General features: G+C 48.4%; 17 protein-coding genes. 6 read left to right on the top strand and 11 right to left on the bottom strand.

Features of this window, described 5'->3' with window-relative positions; all coding sequences use genetic code 11:
* From NV375_RS02260 to NV375_RS02250, 3 genes are read left to right on the top strand one after another with little or no spacing between them, the layout of a single operon-like run.
* Entirely contained in the window at positions 1-1,191 is a 1,191-nt protein-coding gene (locus NV375_RS02260; protein WP_258806792.1) for a class I SAM-dependent rRNA methyltransferase, read from the top strand.
* Between the two features lie 46 nt (positions 1,192-1,237).
* Complete coding sequence (locus NV375_RS02255) at positions 1,238-1,612, top strand: histidine triad nucleotide-binding protein (RefSeq protein WP_258806791.1); 375 nt, start codon at positions 1,238-1,240, stop codon at positions 1,610-1,612.
* 8 nt (positions 1,613-1,620) lie between these two features.
* A complete protein-coding gene (locus NV375_RS02250) occupies positions 1,621-2,466 on the top strand; it encodes a sterol desaturase family protein (protein WP_258806790.1) in 846 nt (281 codons plus the stop codon).
* Here NV375_RS02250 and NV375_RS02245 read toward each other — a convergent pair.
* The 4 genes from NV375_RS02245 to NV375_RS02230 are packed head-to-tail and all read right to left on the bottom strand — an operon-like array spanning position 2,408 to position 6,454.
* The gene (locus NV375_RS02245; RefSeq protein WP_258806789.1) at positions 2,408-3,025 is read right to left on the bottom strand and encodes a CDP-alcohol phosphatidyltransferase family protein; all 618 of its coding nucleotides are present in this window, start codon (positions 3,023-3,025) and stop codon (positions 2,408-2,410) included. The genes NV375_RS02250 and NV375_RS02245 overlap by 59 nt on opposite strands.
* A complete protein-coding gene (locus NV375_RS02240; protein ID WP_258806788.1) occupies positions 3,022-3,702 on the bottom strand; it encodes an ATP-binding cassette domain-containing protein in 681 nt (226 codons plus the stop codon). The genes NV375_RS02245 and NV375_RS02240 overlap by 4 nt, the downstream gene beginning before the upstream one ends.
* A gap of 2 nt (positions 3,703-3,704) precedes the next feature.
* Complete coding sequence (locus NV375_RS02235) at positions 3,705-5,342, bottom strand: ABC transporter permease subunit (RefSeq protein ID WP_258806787.1); 1,638 nt, start codon at positions 5,340-5,342, stop codon at positions 3,705-3,707.
* The gene (locus NV375_RS02230; RefSeq protein WP_258806786.1) at positions 5,318-6,454 is read right to left on the bottom strand and encodes an ABC transporter substrate-binding protein; all 1,137 of its coding nucleotides are present in this window, start codon (positions 6,452-6,454) and stop codon (positions 5,318-5,320) included. The genes NV375_RS02235 and NV375_RS02230 overlap by 25 nt, the downstream gene beginning before the upstream one ends.
* A gap of 100 nt (positions 6,455-6,554) precedes the next feature.
* Between NV375_RS02230 and NV375_RS02225 the strand changes: the two genes are divergently transcribed.
* Positions 6,555-7,286, top strand: a complete 732-nt coding sequence (locus NV375_RS02225) for a DUF1499 domain-containing protein (protein WP_258806785.1) — start codon at positions 6,555-6,557, stop codon at positions 7,284-7,286.
* A gap of 23 nt (positions 7,287-7,309) precedes the next feature.
* Positions 7,310-8,431: a peptide-methionine (R)-S-oxide reductase MsrB gene (gene msrB, locus NV375_RS02220; RefSeq protein WP_258806784.1), complete on the top strand. Its 1,122-nt coding sequence runs from the start codon at positions 7,310-7,312 to the stop codon at positions 8,429-8,431.
* Here msrB and ggt read toward each other — a convergent pair.
* A complete protein-coding gene (gene ggt, locus NV375_RS02215; protein WP_258806783.1) occupies positions 8,428-10,197 on the bottom strand; it encodes a gamma-glutamyltransferase in 1,770 nt (589 codons plus the stop codon). The two genes, msrB and ggt, sit on opposite strands and share 4 nt — an antisense overlap.
* 103 nt (positions 10,198-10,300) lie before the next feature.
* Between ggt and NV375_RS02210 the strand changes: the two genes are divergently transcribed.
* Positions 10,301-10,909: a rhomboid family intramembrane serine protease gene (locus NV375_RS02210; RefSeq protein ID WP_258806782.1), complete on the top strand. Its 609-nt coding sequence runs from the start codon at positions 10,301-10,303 to the stop codon at positions 10,907-10,909.
* Here NV375_RS02210 and NV375_RS02205 read toward each other — a convergent pair.
* The 6 genes from NV375_RS02205 to rpsA form a co-directional block, all read right to left on the bottom strand.
* Positions 10,906-11,238: a helix-hairpin-helix domain-containing protein gene (locus NV375_RS02205; RefSeq protein WP_258806781.1), complete on the bottom strand. Its 333-nt coding sequence runs from the start codon at positions 11,236-11,238 to the stop codon at positions 10,906-10,908. The genes NV375_RS02210 and NV375_RS02205 overlap by 4 nt on opposite strands.
* An 86-nt stretch (positions 11,239-11,324) precedes the next feature.
* Positions 11,325-12,035, bottom strand: coding sequence for an orotidine-5'-phosphate decarboxylase (gene pyrF, locus NV375_RS02200; protein ID WP_258806780.1), 711 nt, complete (start codon positions 12,033-12,035; stop codon positions 11,325-11,327).
* Complete coding sequence (gene lapB / locus NV375_RS02195; protein ID WP_258806779.1) at positions 12,036-13,193, bottom strand: lipopolysaccharide assembly protein LapB; 1,158 nt, start codon at positions 13,191-13,193, stop codon at positions 12,036-12,038.
* A complete protein-coding gene (locus NV375_RS02190) occupies positions 13,186-13,449 on the bottom strand; it encodes a LapA family protein (protein ID WP_258806778.1) in 264 nt (87 codons plus the stop codon). The genes lapB and NV375_RS02190 overlap by 8 nt, the downstream gene beginning before the upstream one ends.
* A 100-nt stretch (positions 13,450-13,549) precedes the next feature.
* Positions 13,550-13,834 (bottom strand): integration host factor subunit beta, encoded by a 285-nt coding sequence (ihfB, locus tag NV375_RS02185; RefSeq protein ID WP_258806777.1) that lies wholly within the window; start codon positions 13,832-13,834, stop codon positions 13,550-13,552.
* Between the two features lie 45 nt (positions 13,835-13,879).
* Positions 13,880-15,556 carry a 30S ribosomal protein S1 gene (gene rpsA / locus NV375_RS02180; protein WP_126770150.1) on the bottom strand — a complete coding sequence of 559 codons (1,677 nt, stop codon included), beginning with the start codon at positions 15,554-15,556 and terminating at the stop codon, positions 13,880-13,882.
* Positions 15,557-15,631 lie beyond the last annotated feature (75 nt).

Here is a 15,631-nt window from a genome sequence, read left to right as displayed (position 1 = left end):
ATGGTCGCCACGGTACATTTAAAGCCACAAAAATGTAAGTCACTACGCCGCCTGCATCCATGGGTGTTTAGTGGTGCGATTGAAAAAGTTAAAGGCACGCCACAACGTGGTGAAACCGTAAGCATTCACAGTGCTGAGGGCGACTGGCTTGGTTATGGCGCCTGGTCTCCCCAATCGCAAATACGGGTACGCGTGTGGAGTTTTCAACAACAAGAGAGTATTGATGCAGAATTTTTCTTGCGGCGTATTACTGCGGCCAAGCAATTACGTGACGGGCTGACCATTACCAGCAACGCCTATCGTGTCGTTGCCGCTGAAGCGGATGAGCTTCCCGGCATTACCATCGACAAATACGATAACTGGCTCGTCTGCCAACTCCTTAGTGCCGGTGCAGAGCTTTGGCGCGACAGCATTGTCGAAGCCCTGCGCACTGTCTTTCCTGAATGTAATATTTACGAACGTTCGGATGTCGACGTGCGCAGTAAAGAAGGCCTTGAACAACGCACTGGCGTGCTCTTTGCTCACGCCAAAGCAAAGGCTGACGATCTCATTTGGATCAATGAAAACGGTTTAGAGCTTGGTATTGATATTGTGCAAGGACACAAGACCGGTTACTACCTTGATCAGCGTGACAGTCGCTTAGCCGTACAAAAATATAGCCATAATAAACGGGTGCTAAACGCATTTAGTTACAGTGGTGGTTTTGGTTTATTTGCCGCTCAGGCCGGCGCGAGCGAAGTGGTTAATCTTGATGTTTCCGCCAGTGCGTTAGCGCAAGCCACCGCTAATCACCAACGTAATCAACTTGACCTTGCGACTTTAAGTAACCTACAGCAAGACGTATTTCAAGCGCTAAGAGATTTTCATCACCGTGGTGAACGTTTTGATACTATCGTGTTGGACCCGCCTAAATTTGTCGACAGCAAGGCCAACTTAAACAGTGCCTGTCGCGGCTATAAAGACATCAATAGAATGGCCTGTAAACTACTCAATCCGGGCGGTACTTTAATGACTTTTTCGTGCTCTGGGTTATTGAGTAATGAGCTCTTCCAGAAAGTAGTCGCCGATGCTGCATTAGACGCCAAACGCCCATTGCATATTATTGAACGACTGTTCCAAGGTGCTGATCACCCAGTTCGCACTAATTTTCCTGAATCGCTCTACTTGAAAGGGCTAGTACTCAGAGGCTGAGTTGATTAGTATGAGCTTAATTAAGCTCTGTCAAATGAGGTAAGTTATGAGTAACACAACGATTTTTGACAAGATCATCAGTCGCGAAATCGATGCTGAGATCGTCTACGAAGACGATATCGCGCTCGCCTTCAAGGATATTAACCCACAAGCCCCTGTGCACCTGCTGATCATTCCGAAAAAACCAATTGCGACCATTAACGATATTGCTGAAGACGATCGTGAGTTGGTTGGCCATTTATTTGTCGTGGCGCGCAAAATCGCTCGGCAACATGGTTTTGCCAAAGACGGCTATCGCGTGGTGATGAACTGCAACGAAGACGGTGGCCAATCGGTTTATCATATTCACCTGCACCTTTTGGCTGGGCAAACGCTAGGTTGGCCGCCCTACGCCAATAGCGCCCCGAAACAAGTGGGTTAGTTTGGCGCATGGCAAGTGAGCTTGGGTGGCGGCTGGGTTGTTTTGTTGGCGTTCTAGCGCTGATGTTGCTTTGGGAGTATTGGCAACCTAAACGTTCAGCTACCCTACCCGCACGCAAGCGCTGGCCTGCAAACTTGGGTATCGTAGCGATGAATACACTGACGTTGCGCTTGCTCATCCCTGCTGGTGCTATTGGCGCTGCAGTTTGGTCGCAGGAATCCTCATTTGGCTTGTTACAACAGGCTTCCCTGCCGGTTTGGCTCATCACTGTGCTCGGCTTTCTTATTTTAGATTGCGCTATTTACTGGCAACATCGGCTATTTCATCGAATTCCGCTTCTTTGGCGCGTTCATCGCATGCATCATGCTGATACAGACTTCGACACCACCACTGGCTTGCGCTTTCACCCTGTCGAAATACTACTTAGTATGTTGATTAAAATAGGCGTCGTCGTGACCTTCGGCATTGCGCCTATGACCGTGTTGGTCTTTGAGATTATTTTAAACGCGACATCACTCTTTAATCACGGTAATGTTGCTTTACCACGGCGTTTAGAGCGTCCAGTGCGCGCACTTATTGTCACGCAAGAAATGCACCGTATACATCATAGTCAAATCCCTCGTGAAACCGACAGCAATTTTAGTTTTAACCTGTCTATCTGGGATCGTTTATTTGGCACTTACAATGCCGTACCAGCAAAAGGCTCAGACGGTATTGAAATTGGCTTAAAGGAATACCCGGCGGGCCAAGATAGCACTAAGCTTAGTTATCTCTTGGCGATGCCTTTTCGCCAACCTAAGCGTCGATCCGCCGCAACGTCTGATAGCCAAGATAACAACGCGTCAAAGCAGTAAAACCACACAAAGCGGCAAAGATGCTGGCGGTATAAACAAACTGGCTAGGCCATAAACAAAACACACAAAAAGCCACAATGGTTTCAAACCCTTCTGTTAACCCACCCATGTAATGAAGCGATTTATTCGGGTAATTTGGATTATCAATGCCATGCTTTCCTGCGAGCACAGCGAAGGCCAGAAACGTGGATCCGGTCCCCATAAAGCTCAGCATTAAAAACCCCGCGGCCACACCATTAACACTCGGCGCAGCGAGCAAAAAGCCCAACGGAATTGCCATATAAAAAATAAAATCACAAACACTATCGAGGTAACCTCCCGCATCTGTACGTCGTGTTAAGCGCGCCATCGCACCATCAAGACCGTCGCTTAAGCGATTCAACAGGATACAGAGTAAAGCCAGCTCATAATATGCGTAGGCCAATGCTGGCAAAGCTCCCAATCCAATAACAAACCCAAAGAGCGTCATTTGATCGGCATTGAATCCCATTTTAACTAGGGGCTTGGCAGCTTTATTCAAGATCGGCTGCAAGTGGCGATAAAGTACAGCGTCAATCATACCAACTCCTCATCTACTTGTGACTGTGGCCACATAAGCTGCTGTTGAGCATCAACGAGGTCGTTTTGCTCATGACTAACAATGATCGCGGCTATACCTTGGCTTCGCAAAAAGTCGTAGGTCCATTCACATACCTGTTGGCGACGAGCTTGGTCTAAGCCATTAAAGGGCTCATCTAATAAAATTAATTGCGGTTTGGCTAGCGCAGCTCGAAGTAACGCAATGCGCGCTCTTTCTCCGCCACTGAGCTGATAAGGCTTACGACTTTCATAATTCGTTAAGCCAATTCTGTTCAATTGCTCCTTGATCAGTGCTTTTTGCGCCCGCAACGACATTTTTTGCTGAGCCAGGGCAAAGGCTAAGTTTTCTGCCACAGAATAGTGCGGAAACAACGCCTGTTCTTGCATGACAAGGCCAATGCTCCGTTGCTCTATCGGCAATGAATTCAATACTTTTCCAGCAATTGTAATTGTGCCTGAAATTGTTACATAGGGTTGTGGTACGCCAAGGAGCCAGCGCAACCAAGTTGATTTACCACAGCCACTGGGCCCCATAACGCCCAGCGTTTCACCTTGTTCAAGGCTAATTTCAGGAAGGCGAATGAACTGTCCCTGTTGCCAGCGCAAAACACAACTACTAATGAGAACCCGAGTTTTCGTCGATGAAGCTTGATTCATGTTCACCTGCTCTTTTTGTCGCGCGAAAAGTGAAGCCGTCTAATGCTGCTACCTAAAACGATGATAGCTAGTAAAGCTAACAGCCAAAGCAACATGGCAGCCACTGCCGGAGCTTGCCATTCAGCACCAGAGCTGAGCACTACCAATTCGGTCGTCAAGGTACTCACGTACCCCTGCCCCATTAACAGTGTCGGTACATACTGAGCAATACTCACCAAGAAGCTAACGAGGAATGCATACGCTAACGCACCATTGAGTTGCGGGCGTTTGAAATACCACCAACTGCGCCAGTAACTAAAACCTAAGCTGCGGCCAACCGTGAGATGATCTTGGGTTTCGGCTCGCTCAGCCGGTGCGTAGCTTAGGTAAGCAAAGGCAAAAGAAAACCAACAGTGAGCGTATACGGTCACCCACCACGCACCTGTTTCGCTGCGAATTACATAGCTCACACTATCAGCGTGCAACCAAGCGAGCACTAAAGCCGTTTGCGGTAATAAGAGTGCGGCAATGAAAACGAGGTCCGGAATTTCGCGGCTCTGCGCACGCTGCCATTCCCTTATCCATACCAGTACCAAGGTAACCAAGGTTGCCGTTAACAAAGCGATACCTAAAGTTTCGAACAGCTGCGGGGCTAAACCTACAACCGCGGCAATCCCCCCTTGCAAGGACCACTCCGACGGCAGTAAAGCTGGGTAAAACCAACCTTCAGCAAAGCTCATTGCAAAAAGTGTTAGGCCGCTTGCCATACTCACGATAAACATTAGCCACCGCAATACACCTACACCACCGAGTATGGCTTGTGCTCTGCGGCGTGTTTGTAGAGAACGGTGGCGACGTAACTGACGGCCACATACCTTTCGCACGAGCGTTTCTTGCACATACACCCACGCAACCATGACCACAGTTAATGCGATGAGTAGCCAAAACCCTTGGGCCGCTAGATTGACGGTTGTCGCGTCAAACTGCTGCTGCCAACTCACCAGTAGCGGACCAAGCAGCGGCGGGTTCATCGGTCCGGCAACGCTTGCAATATCCACTACACCGACGCTATAAACTGCGACCGCAATAATCAGTAAGCGCATTGACTTTAACCACGCAGGAAGTACCACAAACCACCAACTATGCCAGCTTGAAGCGCCAAGACTACGGGCCTGTAAAAGCCAGTTTTCAAAAGGTAGTTGCAGTAGCTGTTGCCGACCTAAAACGACTAAAAATGGTGTTTCTTTACTAATGAGCAACAAGGTCAACGTTGGCAAAGACTGATGTTCGAACCATGACCAAGAACCCGGTAACAAGCGATCAATCCAACCAAAGGGCGTAAATAGCCATAAGAATGCAACTGCAAAAGCAAGGTGAGGAGCGGTAAAGGTTAACGCCCATAAACGACTTGGCCGACGTTGTTCAGCATAAATAATCAAACTTGCTAGCAGTGTGCTTACCGTTGTAGCGGTGAAACCAACCGTGAGACTTTGTCCTATCACGCTAGACAATCCCGGATAATCCCAAACCTCAGCAGTCAACCACGGAACTAGCCCATTTATGCCGCTCAGTCCTACCACCCAAGGAAGAAACAGAAACAGTCCCACCAATATCGCCACGCCATAGCCGCTAAATCTCACCGTTGATACCTCGCTAGCCATTGCTGCTCCAAAACTGCGTTCCAAGAAACATGCGGTTCTGGGTGGCTTGCTACCAAAGGATCAGGGGACTCTAAGTCGCGTTGCGGTAAACGAATAACGCTCGGATCCGCCCACCCTTGAGGATCCGCTTTACGCGCTTGAGCGCGAGGACTCAGCAGGAAATTGATAACCTCAAGCGCACCGTGTTGACGTCGACTCGCACGAGGGACCGCAAGATAATGAAAATTGGTTAATGCACGTGCGCCAATACTCAGGCTTCGCGCATCCGGAGCAAGCTTGCGCTGTAATTGCAGTGCCCGAACCTCGTTGGGGTTAAAGGTGACAGTATTATCTACTACACCTTGATTAAAAAGTTGCCGCTGACGACCTGCTGAGATCGGAAATTCCGTACCTTGATGCCACAAATAAGGATGTAAGCGGTCAAGATAGTCCCACAATGGCCTAAGCACTTCATCAATAATTGCCGGTTCAGCGGGTTGAGTGAGGATTGCGGGGTTATCAGTAAGTTGAAACGCTAGAGCTTTCAACCAACTGGTACCATGAAATGACGGCGGCTTCGGGTAGCTGAAGCGCCCCGGGGAGCCTTTCGCCAACTCAAGTAACGCCTGTGGTGTAACGACGGTTTGCTCGGGCGCTACGTGCTTTGTGTGCATAATCAATTGCAACTGCGCTATTCCCCAAGGGAGTTCGAAGCCTTCGACCGCAGTACCAAAATCAACGTGCCAATCTAAATCACTGCGAATCAGTCGGCTATTAGGGACCTTGGCTTCGAGTCCGCCGACTAAACGGTTCGCATTTTTGAGTGCTGCAAAATTCTCGCCATTAATCCAGAGTAAATCAACAGCATCTGACTCCCCTGCCGAATTTGCCAAGACTAAGGCCACGGCCTCGCTAATATCAGCTACTTTGACATGGTGTAAATTGATCCTGTTAGATTCTGCCAACTCTCGGCTCGCCCACTGAATATAAGCGTTAACTTCGGCTGAACCGGCCCATGCATAGAAACGCACGGTGGTCGGCTGAACCTCATCCTGTGCTGCAGGCGTCACCGATTCCTGCGCCGACGCATTGAGGTTCATTAGTGCAGCAAAAACGGCGCATAATAGTGCCACGAATGGCTTTCTTCGATTCACCTGATTAGGTCTTCCTTTGCTTCTGATCTAGAGTATAGTCTTGAGCGTAAGCCTAAAATTATCATTACTGGAGCATGTTATGATTCGTAAACTAGGTTCACTGTTAGTTATCGTCGGCGTTCTATCCGGCTTTTTATTGTTGATTTCTGGGCCACTGTACCGTTTGCAATGGGTCGAGTTAGGAGTCGCCTTCACTTTATTACGCTGGGCGGCCTATATTGGTGTCGCCGCAACAGTACTCATTATCATCTATCTTATCTGGCAGCGACCACGAGGCCTTCCGTTAGCTGGTCTCACCGTTGCCGCGATTATCGGTTTTATAAGTTTTTACTTACCTTACCAGCAATTGCAGACTGCACGTTCAGTACCTCCAATTCACGATATCTCAACCGATTTGGAGAATCCACCAGTGTTTGTTGCGATTGCGCCGTTGCGCGCCGAGGCGCCTAACCCGGTTGACTACGCAGGCGAAGAAACCGCAGATCAACAGCGCCAAGCTTACCCGAATATACAACCTTTAACGCTTGAAAATGACTACGACCGTACCTTTCAAGCCGCTTTAACCGTTGTCAACGACCTTGGCTGGCAACTGGTCGCCAGTGACCTTGCCGAAGGCCGCATTGAAGCGACAGACACAACTTTTTGGTTTGGCTTCAAAGATGACGTCGTCATCCGTCTCGAAAGACAAGCTGATCAAGTTCGCGTTGATGTACGTAGTAAATCAAGAGTCGGTCGCAGTGACGTCGGTAAAAATGCTGATCGCATCGCTACATTTATGCGAGAGCTAAGGAGTCAGCTCGCGGCAAATTAACAGAATTCCTGGGTGGAGGTAGTATGGGAAGCAAATCTTTTAGTGCGGTGTTTCTGGGGCTTACTAGTTTAGCCTTGTTTCTTGTGTCTCCACCCGTAGTCGCTGAAGAGCGCGTCGCAACTTTTGCCGGCGGCTGTTTTTGGTGTGTTGAAAAAGCTTTCGAAGAAGTGCCTGGCGTACGCGAAGCTGTCTCTGGTTACGCTGGCGGCGAAGAAGTTGCGCCGACATATGAACAGGTAGCTAGCGGTCAAACTGGCCACACCGAAGCCGTACAAGTCTTTTATGACCCAGCGGTGGTCTCCTATACTGGCCTCATCCAAGCGTTCTGGCGAATGATGGACCCAACAGACTTGGAGGGTCAATTTGTCGACCGCGGCAAGCAATATCGCCCTGCTATTTTTTATCATAATGAGCAACAGCAACGAATTGCTCGACGCGAACGTTTGCAGCTTGAGGCAATGCGTCTCTACGAAGACCCCGTCGTTATCCCTATCGAGCCGTTGAAAACCTTTTATGAAGCGGAAGCCTATCATCAAGATTATTATCGTAAAAACCCTGTTCGGTACTGGGTTTATACGAATAACTCGGGGCGCTTTCAGTTCACCGAGAAAGTTTGGGGTGAGGCTTACGAGATCGACTACACAAGCTTTAAAAACGAACCTGAAGCGCCGTCTAAAAAGAGGTCTAGCATGAATTTTGATAACTTTTCAAAACCTAACGACGCCACCTTGAAAGAGCAACTCACGCCATTACAATTTGCAGTTTCGCAACAAGGTAAGACCGAACGAGCCTTCGATAACACTTATTGGGATGAGCAGCGTGACGGGATCTACGTGGATATTGTGAGTGGTGAACCGTTGTTCTCATCAGCTGACAAATTCGAATCAGGCACCGGATGGCCAAGTTTTACCAAGCCCATCGATGAAGATTTTATCGTCACCAAAAAAGATCGTTCGTGGTTTATGACGCGCATCGAAGTACGCAGTCGTTACGCTGACTCCCATTTAGGGCACGTGTTCGAGGATGGCCCCGCTCCTACGGGCTTACGTTACTGTATGAACTCAGCAGCCATGCGCTTCATCCCACTTGAAGACATGGCCACTGAGGGCTATGCGGATTATATTCCAGACGTAAAACGTGATTAATCTTTGGCACCCAAAGCAACACCTTCACGGCGTGGGTCGGCACCACCAAGCAGGCGTCCGTTCGGTAAAATAGTGATGCCGTGGAGGCCACTATTGAGGTCGGTAACGCGCGCCTCATGCCCTTTGCTGTTTAGCTTTCGTTGCAAATCGGCCATCGGTGTGCCTTTCTCTAACGCCGTATAATTATTAAGATTGGTAACATGTGGCAAGTCTATTGCCGCTTGCATATCAAGCTGCCAATCAAGTAAACCAACTAAGGTTTGTGCGACATAATTAATAATTCGCGCACCACCTGGTGAGCCTACGACATGGATAAGATCATCACCCTCTGCATCGAATACCATTGTCGGTGACATCGAGCTACGAGGACGTTTACTCCCCTGCACTCGATTCGCAATCAATTGACCGTTAACGCTGGGGCGCAGCGAGAAGTCAGTCAATTGGTTGTTTAACAAGAAACCACTAGCCATGACTGCCGAGCCAAATCCCATTTCAATACTCGTTGTCATTGATACCGCGTTACCTTGCTTATCGACAATCGAAATGTGACTTGTGTTGGGAAATTCCGGTGACATATCGTCAGCTAACGCTAACGCTTTAAATTCTCCCGGTACGGCTTTACGCAAATCTCGGTTACCAATTCGCCGTGCTCGTTCAGCAAGATAGCTTTTTTGTAGCATGTGACTCTTGGGTACTTCAACAAAGTCACTATCGGCAATATAGCGGTTGCGATCGGCAAATGCTAAACGTGACGCTTGGGTAAAATGATGTGCAAAATCTACGCTATCGGGTTGCCAGTTTGCCACTGGAAAGTTTTCTAAAATCCCCAAGATTTGCAGGACTGTTAAACCACCGGAACTTGGTGGACCCATCCCGCAGACCGTATAGACGCGGTAACCATTGCAAACTGGCTCACGCACAATCGCTTCGTAATTTGCCAAGTCCGTTAAGGTTAGCAACCCTGGTGATACTTCACTCGAGTTGACTGCCGCAACAATTTTTTCCGCAATTGGCCCGCGATAGAACGCATCGGTACCTTGTTCAGCAACTAATTGCAAAGCCCACGCAAGTTCCGGATTCTGTTTTACGGTTCCGGCACGTAAGGGCTCACCGTCAGGATAAAAATACGCGGCCGCTGAAGCCATCTTTGGTAAGCCCGGATTCAGTTCCATTGCCAACAAACGCTCAAGACGTGGTGAAACCGTAAAGCCCTCTTCCGCGGCTTTAATCGTACTACTGAAAAGACTCGACCACGCGGTCTTCCCCCAGCGTTGATGCGCTAATTCGAGCCCCTTCAACACACCTGGAGTACCTACTGAGCGCCCGCCAATCACCGCATTCCAAAAATCTTCAGGGGGTTCACCCTGCGCATTCAAGAATAAGTCTGGACCTGCACTAGCTGGGGCTTTTTCCCTAGCATCAATGGTATAGAGTTGCTTCGTTTGATTATCCCAATACAGGATAAATGCGCCACCGCCGATACCTGACGACTGCGGCTCCGTTAGCGTTAGCATTGCTTGAACCGCAATCGCAGCATCAATTGCGCTCCCGCCTTGAGCCAATATTTCACGCCCGGCGGCGGCAGCTTGCGGCGTCGCTGCGGCAACCATAAAGTCAGTACTCAATACCGCTTCTTTTGCGATAACACCTGTTGCGGCTTCGGGTTCACGCTTATCACGCTGGGCTTGTTCCTGACTTAGATCATTACAAGCACTAAGCGCAAATGCTGAGGTGAACAGCAAGACCGCTAACATCTTAGGTTTCATAATCCTTCCTTTGCGGTTGATAACAGTTTACAGGGGGAAAGCACGCTTCTATCATAAAGGGCTTAAACTCTTATCACAATGTCGAAAGGTACAACTACGACCTATGTCTGATCGCATTCAAGTAATTATTTGTAGCCTACTGCTTGTGGTCACATCGGCTTGGGCGTACTACTTTCAATTTGAATACCCGTCGTTACTCGCAGAATTCGATTTTGCTGCGCAGCGAGTCTGGCAGGAACCTTGGCGTTTACTAACCGCACACTTTTTACATCTTACTGAATTACATTGGTTGCTCAATGCCTTAGCATTCTTCTTTATTACAGTACTATTTGCACGCTACTTTACTGTTCGCACATTCCTTAATGCACTGATTATTATAGCTATTGGCAGTTCTCTAACGCTAACCATCACTGGTTTTGAGGATCATTTCGTCGGGTTATCTATTGTTAATCATGGCCTACTTACCATCGGCTTGTTACTCGAGTTACACGCGTCACAATCGAGCAACCAGCGCAAACTTATGTTCGCAGCATTAGTTATCTTGGTCACAAAATGGTTCGCCGAATTCATTGGCTTTTGGCAAAGTTTTTTGGCAGCTGGGCAAGTTCAGCAAATTTGGCTGCTACATGGCCTTGGTATCCTTTTGGGCATCCTTGCCTGGTGGCTACACAACCGACGTCTTGCTAAACTTGCCCGACTGGGCAGTGACTAAAGCTCGATCCGCTCTTTATTAAGTTCGATCAAGCGTGGGCCGATCCCCTTCACCTGCATGAGCTGGTTTGCATCGGTAAACCCGCCAAGCTGTTCTCTTAGGGCTATAATCGCTTCCGCACGGCGCTGACCAACGCCAGTTAACGACATTGCCAGCTCCGCTGCTGAGGCAATATTAATATTGACCTTAACTAGCTGTTGTTGCACAGCTTGCATCGGTTGGGTAGGTTTTACGGTGGTAAGTAAAGGCGTCGCCGCGGCACTTGTTGCGCTTACGGCAACAAGCACTATAGCGGTAAAAAATGCGGTAAAAAACGTTTTCCGTAACATAACTAAGCTCCTGGTAAATGATTGCATAAAACTAACTGCACAACGCAGTACCAGAAGCTTAGTGGAGCGCCTATTCAGATGCGAATCTAGCGAGCGGATTCCGCTGTCAGAGAAGTCAGTATTTGTTTGAGTGCCATTGCCGGATCCGTAGCTTGGGTGATAGGTCTGCCAATCACCAAATACTGAATACCTTGAGCCGCGGCTTCCGTCGGTGTCATCACCCGCCGTTGATCCCCCTGCTCACTGCCCTTTGGCCGAATCCCCGGTGTTACGAGCACAAAATCATGTCCACACGTTGCTTGCAGCATTGCAGCTTCCTGCGCAGAACAAACAACGCCATCAAGACCATTTGCTTTCGCGAGCAAAGCTAAACGCTTAACATGGTCCGCAACGGTTGCGGTTACGCCAACGCTCTTTAAGTCGTCTTCTGTCATACTTGTTAACACGGTGACTGCAATCAACAACGGTGGCTGCGTTACCTTCGCCAGCGCTTCTCGCGCCGCTTCAAGCATGCGCTCGCCGCCAGATGCATGGACATTTACCATATAAACACCGAGTTCGGCAGCCGCTTGTACTGCCTTCGCAACAGTGTTGGGGATATCGTGAAATTTGAGGTCTAAAAACACTTTAAAACCGCGCCCAACAAGCTCACGAACGAAGTCAGGTCCTGCAACAGTAAAGAGTTCTTTGCCTACTTTAAGGCCACATTCTTCAGGGTTAAGTTGGTTCACGAGCGGCCATGCATCATCAGCTGTTGGATAATCTAGCGCCACGAAAATAAACGGCTGAGCGGTCATTTAATCTCCATCTAATCCAGTAATAGGTTTAATTTCCCCCCAAACTCTGCATGAGGGGCAATGCCAGTACAAAGTGCTACCAGCAAATCCACAATGCCGACAGCGATACTTCGGTCGCTGCTGAAGTTGATGCTGCACGAGTCGCTGTAGCATCTGTAAACTGTCACGCGCACGCCCTACGTCGGCGGCACGGATGTGAAAGTCCATCAATTGGTGGAAGCCTTTCATGGTCGGGTTGCGCAGCAAGGCCGACTGCATAAACTGTTCCGCCTCTTCAATCGAACTGGTTCTAGCAATAGCCTCAGACAGTAACATCGCGGCAGTTGTCGAATTCGCTTCACTTACACACTTATGTAAGAACTGAATAAAGCCCGCTTCGTCATTCTGGCTTTCAAAACAAGCTTGTAAAATAGGTAACGCTTCAGAAATAAATGCTGGATCAGCGTCCAAGATACCCGTTAAAATCTTTTGTGCTTTACTGTGCGCGCCCTGCTCGTACCACATCCGCCCCAAGGCTAATGCGGCACGCACATTGTCAGGTTCATGTTTTCGAGCCTTTTGATAATACTTTTCGCTATATTCTGGGTCATCTTGAAGGCTCGCTAGCTCGCAATAAAGCTGCGCAACGAGCGGTTCGGCACTAGCATCATGGCGCGCAAGCTTTAGCGCGACTTTGATGGCTTTATCCCACTCGTGCGTCGATTCGTACAGTTCTAACAAGTAACGTTGACAAGGTTCAGCAAACTCCTTGTCGTTTTGCATCGCCACAAGCATTTCTTCAGCGCGATCAAAAATACCCGCAGCAAGATAATCTAAACCTAGCTCAAACATAGCTAAGCGTCGCTGGCGTTCACTAATTGTCGGCCGTGAGGTTAGGTTTTGATGGATTTTGATAGCACGATCGACTTCACCACGGCGGCGGAATAGCTTCCCCAATGTCCAGTGAGTCTCAAGTGTATCGGTATCGACATCAAGTAACTGAATGAACAAGTCAACCGCTTTATCGGGTTGATCCGACAAGAGTAAATTAAGACCGGTTACATACTGCCTAGAGAACTCTTCTTGCTCGCGCCGGTCTTCATTACGAACGCTGTTGCGCCCCATAAACCACCCATAGGCGGCTGCAACCGGCAAAAGCAAGAACAACAACTCAAGCATTCGAGCTCTCGCGCTGAGTTATTTGTTTGCGGAGTTTACGGTTTTCAGTGCGCAAAGCCACTTGTTTTGTGGCCATGGCTGCCAAGCCGAGTAGAAAGCCCAAACCGATAAACAACCCAGTTAAAACGGAAACCGGCAAGCTCGTCTCACCAATAATGAAATTAAACGTAATAGCTTGTTTGTTGAGCGCACCGAAGGCGACAGCTAACAAAAACAAAATAAGTAAGGGAAGACCAATGAATATAAATCGCAGCATTACAAGTCCTAGTGCTTAGTGTGAGCGCAACTCATAAAAAAACGGCATGCCTAACTATAGCATGCCGTTTTGCTGAACTCGACGCGAAATTAACGTCCGTCTAACTGATGTTATCTACGCGTTCACGTAGCTCTTTGCCGGGCTTAAAATGTGGCACGTACTTGCCATCAAGCTCAACTTTTTCACCAGTCTTCGGGTTACGACCTGTACGCGGCGCTCGGTAATGCAGTGAAAAACTACCAAAACCTCGGATCTCAATCCGATCCCCACCAGCAAGCTGTTGGGCCATTTGTTCGATAAGCTCTTTCACCGCATCTTCTACCTGACGCGGAGAAAGCTCTGGATACAATGCCGTTAACTGTTGAATCAGTTCCGATTTTGTCATCTTAAGCTCCTCTGTTATGCGTCAATGCCGAGCACTTTAGCTTTCTTAGTCGTCGCTTTTCGCTGCTTTGAAAGCTTCAGCCATTGCGTTAGTGAAGTCGCCTTCGTCTTGTTGCTTGTTCACTGACTCAAGAGCTTCTTTCTCTTCAGCTTCGTCTTTCGCTTTGATAGACAAGCTCAAAGTGCGATTCTTACGATCAACGCCCATGAAGCGTGCTTCAACTTCGTCACCAACTTTCAACTCAGTTGTTGCATCTTCAACGCGATCACGTGAGATATCAGCTACGCGGACGTAACCTTCAACGCTTTCGGCTAATTCAACTTTAGCGCCCTTGGCATCAACTTCGATGACCTTACCAGTAACAATAGCACCTTTTTTGTTGGCCGCCAGATAATTGTTGAACGGATCTTCTTCTAATTGCTTGATACCTAGAGAGATACGCTCACGCTCTGCGTCAACTTGTAAGACTACTGCTGTCACTTCGTCGCCTTTCTTGAACTCACGCACAGCTTCTTCAGCTGCAGTGTTCCAACTTAGATCTGACAAGTGAACAAGGCCGTCGATGCCGCCGTCAAGACCGATGAAGATACCGAAGTCAGTGATTGACTTGATCTTACCGCTGACTTTCTCGCCTTTGTTGAAGTTCTTCGCGAACTCTTCCCAAGGATTAGGCTTACATTGTTTCAGGCCAAGTGAAATACGGCGACGTTCTTCGTCGATTTCAAGAACCATAACTTCAACAACGTCATCCAAATTAACAACTTTAGATGGGTGAACGTTCTTGTTGGTCCAGTCCATTTCAGATACGTGTACCAAACCTTCAACGCCTTCTTCGATTTCTACGAAGCAGCCGTAGTCAGTTAAGTTGGTTACACGACCTTGCAGACGGTGACCTTCTGGGTAGCGTGCAGCGATATCTGACCATGGATCTTCGCCCAATTGCTTCAGGCCAAGTGATACGCGCGTGCGCTCACGGTCAAACTTAAGTACTTTAACGTTGATTTCGTCACCAACATTAACCACTTCGCTCGGGTGCTTAACGCGTTTCCAAGCCATATCAGTGATGTGCAACAAGCCATCGACGCCGCCCAAATCAACGAACGCACCGTAGTCAGTAAGGTTCTTAACGATACCCTTAACTTCTTGGCCTTCTTGCAAGCTTTCAAGCAACTCTTCGCGCTCGGCACTGTTTTCAGTTTCGATAACAGCACGACGTGAAACAACAACGTTGTTGCGCTTCTGGTCAAGCTTGATCACTTTGAATTCTAAATCTTTGTTTTCTAGGTGCGCAGTTTCGCGAACTGGACGAACGTCTACCAATGAACCTGGCAAGAACGCACGTACACCACCTAAATCAACTGTGAAACCACCCTTCACTTTACCGCTAATGATACCGGTAACAGTTTCTTGGTCTTCGTAGGCTTTTTCCAGCTGCAACCATGCTTCGTGACGCTTCGCTTTCTCGCGTGACAAAATAGTTTCGCCGAAACCGTCTTCTACAGCATCTAACGCAACGTCAACTTGATCGCCGATGTTGATTTCAACTTCGCCGTCAGCGTTACGGAATTGCTCGACTGGGATAGCACTTTCAGATTTCAGGCCTGCGTCAACCAATACAACGTCACGGTTGATAGCAACGACAGTACCTTTAACGATTGAACCTGGGCGGGTTTCTACCTCTTTGAGGCTTTCTTCAAACAGTTGTGCAAAATTTTCGGTCATATGAGTTAACTTACTTCAGTTAAGTACATCCATCAAACAATCCGGTGAGATGGGGTTGTTAAAATCAATCTGTTG

Source organism: Pseudidiomarina sp. CB1 (assembly GCF_024752025.1).
In the GTDB taxonomy this organism is placed as follows: domain Bacteria; phylum Pseudomonadota; class Gammaproteobacteria; order Enterobacterales; family Alteromonadaceae; genus Pseudidiomarina.
Note: the sequence above shows the minus strand (reverse complement) of the source record. Positions and strands in the feature narration are given on the sequence as shown.